Source organism: Eubacterium sp. LMAG:50 (assembly GCF_008680265.1).
GTDB lineage: Bacteria > Bacillota > Clostridia > Lachnospirales > Lachnospiraceae > Eubacterium_U > Eubacterium_U album.
In genome coordinates this window covers 1103492-1117784 of the sequence record NZ_NALP01000007.1, presented here as the reverse complement: position 1 = coordinate 1117784, position 14293 = coordinate 1103492, and the positions used below count along the sequence as shown (strand labels likewise).

Here is a 14293-nt window from a genome sequence, read left to right as displayed (position 1 = left end):
TTCTCCTAATTAAGTAAAAAGCATTTATTGTTCATACGTTCCAAAATCTGTATCTTCTTATTTTTGTCAATTTCACTTAACAGTTCATTTCTGCCTTTTCCCAAAACATTGAACATTAAGTCTCTGTTTTTCTTTATGTCAGCTTCCTTTTTCCCAAAGATCATGTAGTAATATTCCCTTACCATGTCGTTTTTCTCAATCCATACAAGTTCATCAAGACTTCTCTGTAAAAATTTCTTGTAGATTTCATTTGAGGTGTTTTGTATCTTGTGTCTGAAATATTCCTGCTGTTTACCTGTTCTGCAGGGAAAGTTCATTGCCACTATTTTTATGTCGTCTGCATACATCTTGTAAAGCTTTATGTAGCGCATGATGTCATATTCTATGTCATCATTGGATGCACTTACCAAATCCTTTGTGTTAATCTGAATAATGTCCATGTATGTCTTGTCCTTTTTTATGAAGCATTTCAGTTTGTCATCATAAAAATAAATGTCAATGATGTCCTTTACCGTGTCTGATACATGTATCTTATTTTCTTTATTATTTTTATTGGTAGTTTTAGTTTTCTTCATTGGCGTCCTTTCTGTCATCTTCCACAACAATATCCTTATAAACCCTATAGTCACGTCTTAAGAACAATACTATGCTTTGGTAATTTCTTCTCTGCTTGTTGCTATGGCTTTTCATCGTAAGCCACAATGCGCATATTATATTAAACGCATAGTAAGGTATTCTTAAAGCTGATGACACTATTGTTCCAAGCATTGCACTGACGGTAAAATATATTAAAATGAAAAACAAGTCATACAAGTAAATGTTGCCGGCAACCTTTGTTTCACTTTTGGTTTCATCCATTGCTATAAACTTAAAATTATCCATGTTCACCTCTCTTATTTGTTCTTAAGAACATCCTTCTTTAATTTTTGAGCTGCATTGCTTTCCGAAGCTTTTTTATTTGAACTTTTTGCTCCTCCGTTTGATGGCATTCCTGAATTGTGACTTATTCCGGCATTTCCCTTAGTGCCTGTTCCATGATTATTTGCTCCGGTTTTTCCAAAGTTATCTCCTGCCCTTGAAGTAAAGCCTGAATTTGCTCCTGCCTTTCCATACTTGCCTGCCAAATCAGATTTTGAGGAAAGAACTCCTCTTTCACCGTTTCCGTTAAAGGTTGATGTGGCATTTTCCATGTCAAGTTCCTTATCCATCCTGCTTGTCTTGTCAATCATTGAACCACCGTCACCTAATGGATTAACTCCGTTTAATGCATCTGCTTTTGCATTGTCAGGATTCATTCCGTTAATTCCCGCATCATCCATTGCTCTCTTGTTGCCTGCAACATCCGCATTTTCATCAAGTGAACCTTTACCGTCCTCACTTACATAAGAACCATTGCCAGCCTCACCATTTTCATTCTGTGTAACATCTTCGTTAGCCTCATTAAACTGTGTTCCTTCATCGTTTTTCTGTTCATTTCTGTTTTCATTCTGTTCATTATTATCATTAAATGCTTTCGCCGCACCTGCTCCGGCACCTGCGCCCATTGCTCCGTTTAATGCATCTACATTTGCATTCTTACTTCCATTTCTTACAGCTCCTCCAATTGTCTTACCAAACTTGCCTGCACCTTTTGCAACTCCTGATGCAATGTGTCCTGCGCCTCTTGCTGCTCCTGCCATCATTCCACCTGCATAATATGCACTCATTACCTTCTGCATGCCATCAGACAGTCCGGCATCCAATCCGGTTATTCTCTGTACAAGATTTGGTCCGTCAATTACGGCAAAGGCAATAAAAAGTAAAAACATTCCCTTAGTAAAGCCGTTCCAGTTTTTTCCTGATATGTATTCTATTGCAATCATGTATAACCTTACTGACACAAGGGATAATACTATGATGATGTAACTGTCCTTTATTCCATCCAAAATCTTAATGGTTTTTTGCCCGTTGGTTAAATTGGGAGAATAAAGCATTGCCAATATTTCTGAAAAAACAACCTCGTAAAGAGTTCTAACTACCTTGTATGAAAAGAACAAATATATGATTGCAATACTGATTATTTCAAGATATGATTCCAACCAATCTATTTCATATCTGTAGTAGTATGTATTAAGTAAATCAGTCCAAGCCACACCATCGTAGCATTCAGATATGGTGGACTTAACCTTGCCATCTGCTGTCGGAATGTCAGTCTTATAGTTTTCCACAATATCCTTACTTTCATCCTTAACATCATCAGGGTTTACGATTTCATTTATTTTTAACGCTTTCCATATTTTTTTATTCATAGGTGTTCCTGCATTTGCATATTTAACACCATCAGCATTCTTACTTCCAAGATTTTTAAGCCCTGCAACAGAATCAATGTATTTAAGATCATGTACATTATTCCCCAGTGTTTCATACACTGTGTTAGTGGTTGTTGTTCCCAATATTTCATTTCTTATACCCTTAGTTAAAAGAGTGTTCATCTGACTTACCATCCATGTCATGGACGTAACCACAAGTATGGCCACACATATGTTAGTGGCAATCTTTGGATTTTTATCCGAATTAAAAACAAGATTAATTCCAAGCCAGCCAATGGCCGCACATAACAGCGCAACCCATACAACCTGCCAGTCTGATATGAAATCCTGAACAGGCTGATACTTTGTAAAGTCAATCATTCCAAAGGATTTTTCAAAAAGCCCTGATGCGCCATCCGCAATGACCACAAGGAATGATAGTACTCCACATCCAAGTGATCTGAATGCATTAGAAACCAAATCGTTTTGCTTAAACAGGTCACTGTAATCGGTATATATCTTAATTAGCTCCTCGTCTGAATAACCTGCAGCCATTATTGTTTTTCCCGCAAAAAGAAAAAACATTAATGTAAAAAATCCTGCACATAATATAATTCTTTTTCTTTTTTTTCCTTTATGGGGTTTATTCATTATCTGCCTCACTTCCTATCTTAATTAGAGATAAAACTGCATCTCTTTCATCCTTTTTATCTACCTTCCTGTAAATTAGATCCGTCAGTTTTGACAGCTCCGTATTTTCGTTTATTTCTCTAAGTTCTTCTTCATTTAATACCCTTTCCAATGCGTTCATGACTGCCTTTGCATTAGAAAGATTCTTTATCATGGGATTTTCCTTATCATTTTCCATGATATTGTGTGTAAGCCATGCCATTGATATTTCATAGTCCCACACCCGCTCCTTAAGGTTAATGTGGCTTCTGTCTGCTGTGTTAATTTCATATAAGTCTATGTCTCCCGGATTTGGAAATGTTTCAGTTAAGTATTCATACCTGTACTTAAATCGCTTTCCTGATTCCTCGGAATTAAATATCGGTGTTGGTTCAACTCTGTTTCCATTTAAATCCTTTCTGCTCATTACACGCTTGACCACACATTCACCCTCATTAAGTCGCATCAACTGGTTCTTGTTAAGTAACGGCTTTTCCTGTGTGTTTTCCATGAAATGCTTGTGGGTTGAAAGCTTCTCACCTGTTCTTTGTAAGTCAACTATTGTTTCATTTCCCAAGTCTTCCGAAAAGGTCTGTGCAGTATCTCCATCACTTGTAAGAATGTATATCTGATTACCGCAGTTTCCCTTAATTGTCTTATATCCTTCTCCATATTTTTTTTCAAACTGTGAATAAGACTGTATGTAGAAATCATAACTAATGTTACGTCCAAGGTTCATTGTGATATTGGTTTCAAGTCCTTCTATTGCCGGCATATTACCTGCCTCATCAAGAATGAACTTAACAAGTCTCTTGCACTTTCCACTCTTTTCCCTGCTTGCTCTTTTAGATAAGACAAGTGAAAGCTGACGGACAAATACTGTTGATAAAAAATGTTTTGAATTATCGTAATCAGGAAGTCCAAGGAATACTGCCACCGGCTTATCTCCATAACCTATTTCTTCCAAATCAAAACTGCTCTCTGCAGTCATCTTTGCCATGCTCTCATAAGTAAATGTTGTAAGTCTTGAAAGCATAACCGAAAACACCGAACTCTTAGGCTTGTCTCCGGCAATTTCAATTGCAGCATACTTAAGTTTTGCCCTGTCAAGCTGTGGACGTCTTGAAAAGTACATGTCAAGCGCCGTTATGTCCGGATTTTCCGGATTACGAATCCTTGCAAGCTCTGTAAATGTGTTTATTATTGAATACATGTTTATTTTCTTTACGTTTTCATAAGTTTTTTCATATCCTGCATCTTCCGGTAAGTACATGACTGCAGGATTTAATATAATGTCTGATTTTTCCTTTTTATTTAGTTTTTCCTCATATAATTTATCTGCTTTTTTCTTTAAATCATCATCAAGTCCGTCATATGCTGCTCTTTTTTTAGTCCATATCTTATATCTTCTGTCGTTATCCATTTCATCCATTCTCAAACAATCTTCCAAATGGGCCAATATGAGAGCTGCAAGAAGTGATGAAGATGCATCATTCCAAAATCTGTCCGTGTTAGTTGGTTCGTCAGGATTAAATATTGAAAATGCAAATGCCTGGGCAAGTAATTCAGCACTTTCATAATCTCCCTTGACCGCCAACCTAACTATGACTGTCAACGGATTAAATCCCATAGAATGCATCGGATCGTCAAAATTTAAAAGATATACCTTATATCCTCTTTTTTCCAAAGTTTTTTTGGAACTTTTATATAATTCAAGCTTCATGTCATTTATGACCATTGATGCCTTTTTTTCTGCTCTTGAATATACATCTATTGAAGGGAATACATACATTTCCCCCTTACCTGAACGTGTAATACCAATGACAAGATTGTTAACAGGTGATGTATCTATGTATAACTTATCCTTAATTCTTGAAACTATCGTTCCACCATATCCCGGAAAGCTTTCGTTCTTTTCCGGTATTTCCAAAAATTGTGCCTTGATTTCTTCATCCGTGGTCCAGCGTTCATTACCTTTTTGACCAATGTTAAAATATTCTTCTGACCACGCCATTTTCATTTTGTACGCTGTATAAATATCCAAAAATACTAAAAAAACAATTAGAATGATTATCAGCGGGAAATATATTCCACCGTATTCCTTAAAATTTGTAATGTTTGGTAACACATTAAAAAGACCTATGTATTTTCCCGGATTATCCAAATCCTTAATCATGTCAGGAATGGCAATTAATGAATTAACCACGTAATTCAAAATCATGAAAAAGAATATGTCAATTCCAACAATTATTGCCACTATAAATCTTGTATCACTTAAATATCTTTCTATTTGCATTACTCTTTTGGGATTTTTTTTCTTTTTCATAATTCCTCCTGACCTTTTAATTTTCTTCTGCCACTTTCATGGCAGAAGAATGTATTTTTTCATCTAAATTAAAATGAAATCTTTCCAAATATCCAGTTACCAATGTATATGCATCCTGCAAATATTATTGTTCCAATGATTACTCCACCCCAGTGACTTTTAGCAAATTCCTTTGTCTTTTCACTTGGTATTGCCATTGCGATTCCGATTATTGCCAATCCAATAACCGGAAGAAGCCATGCATAAGGTGTACATGCACTCAATAAATTTTTTATGTTTTCTGCAAATTTATCCATTTATAAATTCCTCTTTCTCTTCTTTGTTTTAGTTAATGCCATTTAACAAAAGTTTTTTCGTGATATATATTAATTGACATATAAAAAATGTTATCAGTTGCCATGCATAAATGTTTTACATTTACGCTGTTACTTTTTCTTAATTATATTTTTTTGTTTTATTTCATTACCTTTCTTAAAAAAGACAATGAATAATATTCCCACAAAAGAAATTTCAAGAATCATTACTCCGATGCTAATGAGAACTTCCTTGACCGTTTTTTTAGATTCAGGAACTTTTTCATAGTAAGCTGTTTTTTTAATGTCATATGTAGTCCCGGTCTTAATCTGTACTGTTCCCTCATATGTAAGTTTGTAAGTTATTATGTCCTCTGTTTCATCATCTGAATAGCCTTCATAATTAACCCTGTAATGTGGCACTTTTTTCTTAACTTCCACCCGGAGTTTTCTTGTGTAAATGCCATTCTTTTTGTGTGCCGAACCCTTCCAATAAGTATCACCAATTTTATAGTTACTCTTATCCACGTTAATGCTTTTTAGAATTTCATCATCATATCCCTTTAATGGATTTTTGGATTTTCCATCAATTTCATGTCCATTCCATTCATAGTAATCCTTGTCTGATGATGTAAATGTAAAGTCTATCCAACTGCTTTGCCAGCTTGCAGCCTTTTCCTTTACCATGTTCTTTTTCTTGCATTTTGCCGTGGCTCCATTTGCGCTAAATACTCTTGTTGTCGGTGCACTCAAAGCCTCATTCTTGGAATCGAACGAAAGATAACCCGTCACCTTTCTACCATTTTTCTTTTTGACTGTTCTAACGCTGTTTTCCACATTTTTAAGCTTATAAGTAATGTCATTTTTCTTAATCTTCTTTTTAGGTGAATATGTCTTGCTTCTTGTTTCCTTGTTAATCGTTAAAGTCTTAATTTCGTTGTTAAAATTATCTTCCTGATTAACAATCTCGTATGTTTCATCTAGGAATTTGTACTTAATTCCATCCTTGCTAAACTGTTTTTCATTCTCTCTTTTTTCATTCTTATCATTGCTCTTATATGTTTCAATCTTAGTCACCGTCTCGGTCTCCGCAAAAACGGAAACCGAAAACGACAACATAAACAAAAGTGAAAAAAAAGATATAATCCTTAATTTAGTTTGCTTCTTCATTTTTTTTACGTATCTTGTATCTTGAAATTACAATTCCCACAAAAGAAAGAAGGAATAATGTAATCCAGAATAGCGGATTACTAAAATCACCAGTCTGTGGTGACTTTGCTCCTGAATCTCTCCAGTTTGGCGTATTAGGTGTTGCATCACCACTTCTTTCATCAGATACCTTTATTATCTGAACCTTGCCTGTATCTTTAACCTTAAATTTAAATGCGGGGTTTATCTTCCAGCCATCCGGTGCCTTTGTTTCTTCAACTTCATAAGTCTTGCCTGCAATCAGCTTGCCGTATAACTTGGCTATTCCTTCTTTATTAGTCTTAATTGTTGCTACTTTTTTACCGTCAAGCTTAAATGTGAACTCTGCATCTTTCAGCTTTTTATTCTTGTCTTTCTTGTCAGTTTTTAGAACTTCAACCTTAATAGTGTCATCCTTCATTCTGACTTTCTGAATCTCTCCTGTGTCACTTACGGTAAACTTAATGCTTTTCGCTGTTGCATAACCATCTTTTGGTCTTGTTTCAGTAAACTTATAAGTCTTTCCTGCAACAAGCTTTCCATCAATTACGTGCGGTTTCTTTGTTGATATCCATTTTTCAATGACATTGCCGTTTTCATCGATAATCTTTAAGTCACATCCCGGAAGCTCCCTGCTTCCTGTAATTGCAGTTTTTGAAAAGCTTACCTTTGTTGTGTCATCCTTCATGATTACCTTGTTTTCAGGCTGAACGCTTTCATTTCCGTCATTTCCAATCACTGTCACTACAGTTGTGGCTTCTCCGTTAACATTTCCCTCCGTAAGCTTAAACTTAATGCTTTCTGCTGAAACAAAACCGTCTGCCGGTCTTGTTTCAGTCATCTGATAAGTCTTGTTCTGAAGCAATCCGTTAACAACAAGATTTCCATTGAGCATTTCAGCTCTTAAGTTTCTATAACCAAGTTCATATGCCTTGTCAGTAATCTTTATTGAATCAGCATTTCCACTAATCCATGAAATTATTTCATTGCCTGCTTCATCCGTAATCTTAAGTGATGCTCCTGCAAGTTCTGTATTATCTGTAAGTTTTACCTTTGACAGGTTGACTTCTGTAGCCTTATTAAGTTTCTTTGCCTCTGCCTTGATTTTTACGGTTTTTGCATCCTTGTATTCCAAGTGAATGTCTACAGGTGTCTTGTCAATGTAGTAACTGTTTGAAATTTTGTCTTCTACAAAGTAATAATCACCGCTATTAAGACCTGTCTTGTCTTCTGCCTTGTTGTATCCCTCACTCATAATTGGAAGATCCGTATTGATGGCAGCCTTACCATTCTTGTCTGTTTTTACTGTTGTTACGAGTTCATCTGCCTTAAGAAGCAATTCACCATCAGCATTATAAATGTCATTCTTTGTGTAAAAATTAAATACTGTGTCTGCCACTCCAAGGTCTGCTGTCATGTCCTTCTTGTTAATTTCAACATCAGCCTTTGCTCTTTCATTCTTAATGTTAAGATTGCCTTCCTTGTCTGTGTCTTTTGTTGAATTGCTAACAACATCTGTCTTTGCATCATTCCACTTAAATTCAATGTCCCATGTATTCTTGTCAGGAATTACATAACCATAAAGTGTTTCTTCTTCCTTCACTGTATACTTACCAAGTGGAAGATATATAGTTACTGCTCCGGTTTCATCATCAACTGTTGAAGTTGTGATGTCGCTGCACTGCTTTGTAAATTCTGCTCCGTTTCCGGTTGTTACCGTTGCCACCTTTTCGCCCTTATCAAACCAGTTTGTTCCCTGATTATCCTGCGTTACTATGTCCTCTGCAGCATAAATTGTAAATTTCTGTCCTTTCAAATAATCTGTCTTAAATACAAACTTATTGTTTTCAGGATTTGAAACATCCTTGTTAAAGCTCTTTAATACTTCACCTGTTTTAGTAAGTGTTAGTTTTCCCTTTGCTTCCTTATTTACATAATGTACTGTCACAAGTGCGTGACTGTTGCCTTCTGAATCAGTCCATGATGTATAATTTGGATTGCCACTTCCAATTGTTACGTCAATAAATTCATCCTTAATGACAAGCCCTGATGCACTGTCAATTTCGTAAATCTTGTACTGTCCGCTTTTAAGAGCCTTGACTGTCATTATTTCTCCGGATTCATCTGTAACGAATGTGTCAATGTCTACAAGCTTGTTTCCATTTGAATACTGTTGTACAACCTTTGTCTCGCTTCCATCCTTGTTAACCTTGTAAATCTGATACTTTGTGTTTGCCTTAAGTACTGTCTTGTCTGTGTCTCCATCCTTTTTAACAACCTTTAAGTATGCCTCAAATGGTTTGTTGTTATAGAGATATGTATATGTTTTGTAATTAAGTCCCTCACTTGTGATGTCCTTACCAATTTCAATGATTTGGTCATCAATCTTTTCAGTGTCCTTTGCACCTGTCTTTGTCTGATGAAGCACGTACGTACCATAAGCCAAAGCTGATGCAGTCTTTGCACTTCCCTTTTTATCAATTGTAAGTGTTGAATGCTCGTCATCCTTGCACTTGTCATAGCTTCCATTTGATCTAAGATAAATTTGGAACTCTGCTCCCTCTTCAAAATCTGCAGGTCCTGTAGAACCGTCAGATGACATCTTGTACACTTCAAAGAATCCCTTTTTCTCACTTTCGTAAGAATCCTCAATAACTGCCTTTGCCTTGTATTCAACATCGAACTGTGAACCATCCACCTTAATCTGATGAACTGTCGGATCAAGGAAAAATCCAACAGGCGCCTGAATTTCCTTCAGGTAAACCGTGTCCTTTGTTCTTATGTAATCAGTTTCAAGTGTTCCATTCTTGATTGTGTAATCAGATGCTGCCTTTGCATTTCCGTTTGCATCATAAACTGTTGTAACCGGATTTGTGCATGCTGCATCAGTGTACATTCTGTAAACTGCTCCGTCAACAGACACATCTCCATGAGCTGTATTATCAGACGTGTTTTCAACTTTTTTATTTACAACAATAGTTGCCTTCTTGTACTTATTTACAATTCCAAGTTTTGTTGCCTTACCATAATCTGCATAAGTTTTATCTGCTGTTTCTGGCCATGAACCGTTAACCTTAGTCCAGCTTCCTGCAGATTCGATTGTGATTATCTTTCCATTTGCATACTCGGAATTGACAAGCATGTCATCACTTCCGGCACCAACTTCCTTGACTGCATATTGATTGCTGATTTTCTTCATCTGTGCATCAAGGTCATCCTTTACCAGCTTTTCAGCCCCCGCTTTTGTAAGGTCAGATGAATAATTTATGTTTTTGTCATCCATCTTATTCTTAATGTCTTTTTTATCATCAGCAGTCATTGATTCCAAATCAGAAGCCTTTACATATCCGTAATTCTTACTCTGTATCTGATAATTAAACTTATATGTTATTCTTCCGCTTGAATCCGTCTCAGCTACAGAGCTAAACACGCTTTCTCCATCTGCATCTCCGGTTTCGGCATCTCCCCAGCCGTTAACCTTGTAGTCATACAGTTCCTTGTAGTTCTGTGCCGTAACTTCAAACGGAACCTGTGATACCGGGTTACCGTCTTCATCTGTCTTATCAATGGTAATTCTCTGACGATAAACCAAGGTGTCATTGATTTTTTCGTATTTGTATTCAGGCTGATTTCCTGATTCAATTTCCATTAAAACCTGTCTGTACTCTCCGCTTCCGCCATATTTCCATATCTTAATCTTGCAGGAAACAGTAGCTGATATCTTAAAGATTTCATCGTATAAAGCCGCAGCACTCTTGCTGTCATAGTATCCGGTATTTTTTCTTACCTGACTTATTACATTAGTAAGATTTTTTTCAGAAGTCTGTCCTTCTTCACAAGCCCACATGAGTGCCTGTGCATAAACCCATGCCTTCGTAGCTTCTTTTTTTGTTACTGAATACCAGTGACCAATCTTTGCCTCCAAGGCCTTTTTTTCATTTTTACTGTTGCTTGAATATGTAGCATCACTGCTTTCATAGACATCGCCTGCATGGCATGCCTTTCCCAAATCCAAGCAGAACACCGGGGTTCCTTCGACTTCGGTCTGATACCATGTGCCGCTTTCTGACTTACTGCCAATCTTCACTGTTCCCAGTGTCCCCAGATTAGACAGTGTTGCGTTCTTTGTTTCTGCCTTGACTGTAACTGAACCCATTGGAATTAAACCTATGACCATTATTACTGCCAATAAAGCAGACAACAATCTGTTTAAGAGTTTCTTCTTTTTCACTTTTAATAACCTCCTGTGTTTTTATTTATGTCATATATCCAAAGATATTTAACATCTGTTTTAACTTAATGTATAAAAAAACAGTCCATACATTTACGTATGAACTGTCTTTATTAATTATTTTATTTACATTACTTCATTGAAAAGATAATCATAATCTGAATAATCTGAAAAATCTGAACACCATTTTGTCATATGATTTTTTTTAAAATCATATACTCTATACACTGCTATAGCTCCTGTATTATAATCTTCATTTACCATATTTTTATAATGCCTTTTACTATTTTTCCAACTTGCTACTACTGTTTTTGGTGTTTTAAATGCCCCTGCCACATTTTCTGCTAACATATCTAATTTCCAATACTTATCTTCTTTTAATTTATTATCTTTAACTTTATATTTAGTAAATATTGACTTTATATCTCTATCCAATCCCTTATGAGTTAACCCATCTTTTGTTGCCATCATGTATGCTCTAAGAGATGCTATTTCATATATTCTGTCGCTCCACTTTAATGGTTTTGCACCAACTTTAACTCGCATATCGTTTTGAATGACAAATGCATCTTCCGATGCCCATTTACTGAAAAATCCTTTTGTCTTTCCATTTTTGTATATCTTGGTATACATATTCTTTGTTGTAAAACTCAAAACATCTGAATACTTTCCATATTCATTTCCATTTTTTGTTTTCTTATATGCTCTTACTTTTATTTTAACCTTTTCACCTTCAAGCATATTTGTAAGAGTATAAGTTGGTTTTTTGACTGTCTTAATTTTGGTCCAGCAACCTTTAGCATTTTCGTATCTGTATACCTCATAGCCCTTTGCATTCTTTACCTTGCTCCATATAAGCTTGATTCCATACTGATACTTAATCTTGCCCCAATTTGGCTTACCATTCTTCTTGATTGACTTAACACCCTTATAATAAGAATACTTTGTTTTTTTCTTAAGCTTCTTTACTTTTTGCATCGTGATCTTATCTGCAACCTTAGTTTCAACCTGTTTTGTGGTTGTTTCCGGTTCTTTTATGTTGTTCAGGATGATTTTCCCGGTAGACTTATTTTCTACCTTTAACAAGTTTCCATCCTTATCGAAGTAAGCAATTGTTCCTGCTTCTGATGATATGATCTTGTAGCTTCCATCTTTCATCGAAGTCTGTTTGGTCCAAACTGAAACCTCAACCTTGTTTCCATTTAAGTCTATAGTTGTTTCTGCCTTTACCTGACAGCTTAGCATCAATCCTACTGCAAATGTAAAAGCAATTCCTGCCATTACGTGTTTTAACCTTTTCATGTAATCCCTCCTCTTCATTATCGGTTGAAAATTCAAATCGTTGTGTTATAATGAACTTAAACAGAGAACTGAAAGCTGGGTGAAAACCTAGCCGTCGGTTGATTGTTTGGTTACAAAAAGTAACGTCCCACATCATTGCCAGACAGGGGCGTTATTTTTTTGCATTAATGATAGCTAATACAAGTGTAATAACAGTGCAAAGCATAATTACAAAGTTGAATAAATCTCCATATGTAACCATTGGCATCAGCTCCCTTCATATGTATTCCGGCAGCCGATATATCGCCCCTTCAGTTCCCCGTCTAAGTTCACTATTGTTTCAATTTGAATTTTAATAATTTCTGTTATCCAATTATAATATATTTTGTAGTCAAATAATAGGTAAAGATTTCAGTAATTAAACAATTCATACGTATTCTGTTTTCAATGTGCGTTTCATATTATTTTTTTCTTTTTTTCTTTTTCTTCTTTTTGAGGACACTGTAATCTATCGTGTATTCAAGTTTACCTTCAATCATTGCCTCATATAGTTCCTTTGCTGTCATCTTCTCGTTTTCCATTTCAGCCTCCTATTTTAGTGACATCTGTGCCTTCATCGCACTGTATTTCTTATCTTCCGTAAAACCTAAAATAAGTTCTCTCTGATAGTCATAAGAACTTATTCCAATGGCTTCACATATGTCCTTAGCCTTATATCCGTTTTTTCTCATGTCCTCGATTATTACTCTCTGTTCGTATGATATTCTTGCTCTTGGCATATATGTCGCCTCCTTTAAATTTATTTATATAATCAGCACCTTAACAACATCATTCTTAATATGATAATGAATATCATTAATGTTGCAATTACCATCGTTAAAGTAACTACCATTACCGGCACACATTTTCTTTTTAGTTCCCTGAACTGTTCTTCGCTCATTCTTTATTCCCTTTTCAAACTTCCTTACTGTTACTTTCTTTATTCATAGTATCTATGTGAAAAATTAATTTTTTCGCCATTCTGTACAAAGCGTAAACAATCAAAAATGTAATGAAATATCCAAATGTGCTATGTATCAGCATTGCGGTCTCTTCGGAATCAGTATCATAAAAAAGAAATAATATGAATACCATTCCACACGTCCACATGAAAATATTCAATACAACTTTTAAAACTTTCATTGCTTTATTAATTTTGTTTTTCATATGTATTACCTCTATTCATTTCTACCACCATTCTCCTTTGTCGTTGTAGTGCCACCAGTTACCACTATCATACTCAATACAAAGATTTCCGTCTTTATCAATCCAGACCTTTTGTATCTCTCCCTCTTTCCAATCTTCAAAGACTTGCTTGTGATTCTGATAACATTCCGTTGCTCTCTGCTCCATGAGAGAACGGAGCTTCTTAAATTCTTCTACTGTCTTTGTACCCTTGATTACTGTATTCATCGAAAAACCTCTCTTTCTAATCTTTTAAATATTTTTAATAACTTCTTCCGGTATAGAAGCAAATTGGTATATATCATATAAAGGTGCTTTTAGATTTCGACCATAAGCTCTAAACTCATATTGACCAACTACATCAATGACTTTCTTCTTTTCCAGCTTCTTTACCTGATTATGAGTTATTCCAAACATATCCTGATAAGCTTTACTTGTTACACCAATTTTGTATCTATTTGCTAGCTCTTTATAGGTAACTCCATTACTAACTAACAACTCCACAAGCTGCTCCTTTGTTGATGTAGCTTTAGTTTGAATATTTCTTGCCTTACATTCATCAACCAAATCTTGTCTATACACCAAACTCCTAATTCCATCATTTCTAACTATTTGTATTTTTATATATTCCTCAATTGATAGGTCGCTGTCAAAATACTTAATTTTTCTCATTTCTGTCACCACTCAAATTAGGGGACAAAGTTGTCACCCTGTCTTTCCTCATCCTTTTTAACTTCTGTTGCTATCCTGAACTGTTTAGAATTTGTACAGTTTTTTTCGCTTAATTGCAAAA

General features: G+C 35.5%; 13 protein-coding genes. All 13 read right to left on the bottom strand.

From position 1 onward, the window contains the following. Window positions 1-5: 5 nt before the first annotated feature. Window positions 6-575: a hypothetical protein gene (locus tag CCC31_RS10145; protein ID WP_290851346.1), complete on the bottom strand. Its 570-nt coding sequence runs from the start codon at window positions 573-575 to the stop codon at window positions 6-8. Beyond that, window positions 562-882 carry a DUF5592 family protein gene (locus tag CCC31_RS10140; protein WP_290851345.1) on the bottom strand — a complete coding sequence of 107 codons (321 nt, stop codon included), beginning with the start codon at window positions 880-882 and terminating at the stop codon, window positions 562-564. The genes CCC31_RS10145 and CCC31_RS10140 overlap by 14 nt, the downstream gene beginning before the upstream one ends. A gap of 11 nt (window positions 883-893) precedes the next feature. Next, window positions 894-2939: a pLS20_p028 family conjugation system transmembrane protein gene (locus CCC31_RS10135; RefSeq protein ID WP_290851343.1), complete on the bottom strand. Its 2046-nt coding sequence runs from the start codon at window positions 2937-2939 to the stop codon at window positions 894-896. Continuing rightward, window positions 2932-5283: a type IV secretory system conjugative DNA transfer family protein gene (locus CCC31_RS10130; protein ID WP_290851341.1), complete on the bottom strand. Its 2352-nt coding sequence runs from the start codon at window positions 5281-5283 to the stop codon at window positions 2932-2934. The genes CCC31_RS10135 and CCC31_RS10130 overlap by 8 nt, the downstream gene beginning before the upstream one ends. A 68-nt stretch (window positions 5284-5351) precedes the next feature. Further along, window positions 5352-5579: a hypothetical protein gene (locus CCC31_RS10125; RefSeq protein WP_178515485.1), complete on the bottom strand. Its 228-nt coding sequence runs from the start codon at window positions 5577-5579 to the stop codon at window positions 5352-5354. A gap of 129 nt (window positions 5580-5708) precedes the next feature. Next, window positions 5709-6653, bottom strand: a complete 945-nt coding sequence (locus CCC31_RS10120) for a hypothetical protein (protein WP_290851338.1) — start codon at window positions 6651-6653, stop codon at window positions 5709-5711. 76 nt (window positions 6654-6729) lie between these two features. Further along, window positions 6730-10995 carry a SpaA isopeptide-forming pilin-related protein gene (locus CCC31_RS10115; RefSeq protein WP_290851336.1) on the bottom strand — a complete coding sequence of 1422 codons (4266 nt, stop codon included), beginning with the start codon at window positions 10993-10995 and terminating at the stop codon, window positions 6730-6732. 126 nt (window positions 10996-11121) lie between these two features. Next, window positions 11122-12297 carry a CAP domain-containing protein gene (locus tag CCC31_RS10110; protein ID WP_290851334.1) on the bottom strand — a complete coding sequence of 392 codons (1176 nt, stop codon included), beginning with the start codon at window positions 12295-12297 and terminating at the stop codon, window positions 11122-11124. A gap of 569 nt (window positions 12298-12866) precedes the next feature. Further along, on the bottom strand, window positions 12867-13055 hold the full coding sequence (locus tag CCC31_RS10105) for a hypothetical protein (RefSeq protein ID WP_178515475.1): 189 nt from the start codon (window positions 13053-13055) through the stop codon (window positions 12867-12869). Between the two features lie 32 nt (window positions 13056-13087). Further along, window positions 13088-13216, bottom strand: coding sequence for a hypothetical protein (locus tag CCC31_RS10100; RefSeq protein WP_290851331.1), 129 nt, complete (start codon window positions 13214-13216; stop codon window positions 13088-13090). 14 nt (window positions 13217-13230) lie between these two features. Continuing rightward, window positions 13231-13482, bottom strand: a complete 252-nt coding sequence (locus tag CCC31_RS10095) for a hypothetical protein (protein WP_290851330.1) — start codon at window positions 13480-13482, stop codon at window positions 13231-13233. A 21-nt stretch (window positions 13483-13503) separates the two neighbouring features. Next, entirely contained in the window at window positions 13504-13728 is a 225-nt protein-coding gene (locus CCC31_RS10090; protein WP_278407327.1) for a hypothetical protein, read from the bottom strand. Between the two features lie 24 nt (window positions 13729-13752). Then, window positions 13753-14172 (bottom strand): hypothetical protein, encoded by a 420-nt coding sequence (locus CCC31_RS10085; RefSeq protein ID WP_290851326.1) that lies wholly within the window; start codon window positions 14170-14172, stop codon window positions 13753-13755. Window positions 14173-14293: the final 121 nt, after the last annotated feature.

What these genes read in the sequence shown, in the direction of transcription:
- CCC31_RS10135 (WP_290851343.1), bottom strand. Translation starts at nt 2,939, where the DNA reads ATGAATAAACCCCATAAAGGAAAAAAAAGAAAAAGAATTATATTATGT.
- CCC31_RS10100 (WP_290851331.1), bottom strand. Translation starts at nt 13,216, where the DNA reads ATGAGCGAAGAACAGTTCAGGGAACTAAAAAGAAAATGTGTGCCGGTA.
- CCC31_RS10145 (WP_290851346.1), bottom strand. Translation starts at nt 575, where the DNA reads ATGAAGAAAACTAAAACTACCAATAAAAATAATAAAGAAAATAAGATA.
- CCC31_RS10085 (WP_290851326.1), bottom strand. Translation starts at nt 14,172, where the DNA reads ATGAGAAAAATTAAGTATTTTGACAGCGACCTATCAATTGAGGAATAT.
- CCC31_RS10125 (WP_178515485.1), bottom strand. Translation starts at nt 5,579, where the DNA reads ATGGATAAATTTGCAGAAAACATAAAAAATTTATTGAGTGCATGTACA.
- CCC31_RS10110 (WP_290851334.1), bottom strand. Translation starts at nt 12,297, where the DNA reads ATGAAAAGGTTAAAACACGTAATGGCAGGAATTGCTTTTACATTTGCA.
- CCC31_RS10130 (WP_290851341.1), bottom strand. Translation starts at nt 5,283, where the DNA reads ATGAAAAAGAAAAAAAATCCCAAAAGAGTAATGCAAATAGAAAGATAT.
- CCC31_RS10090 (WP_278407327.1), bottom strand. Translation starts at nt 13,728, where the DNA reads ATGAATACAGTAATCAAGGGTACAAAGACAGTAGAAGAATTTAAGAAG.
- CCC31_RS10105 (WP_178515475.1), bottom strand. Translation starts at nt 13,055, where the DNA reads ATGCCAAGAGCAAGAATATCATACGAACAGAGAGTAATAATCGAGGAC.
- CCC31_RS10140 (WP_290851345.1), bottom strand. Translation starts at nt 882, where the DNA reads ATGGATAATTTTAAGTTTATAGCAATGGATGAAACCAAAAGTGAAACA.
- CCC31_RS10095 (WP_290851330.1), bottom strand. Translation starts at nt 13,482, where the DNA reads ATGAAAAACAAAATTAATAAAGCAATGAAAGTTTTAAAAGTTGTATTG.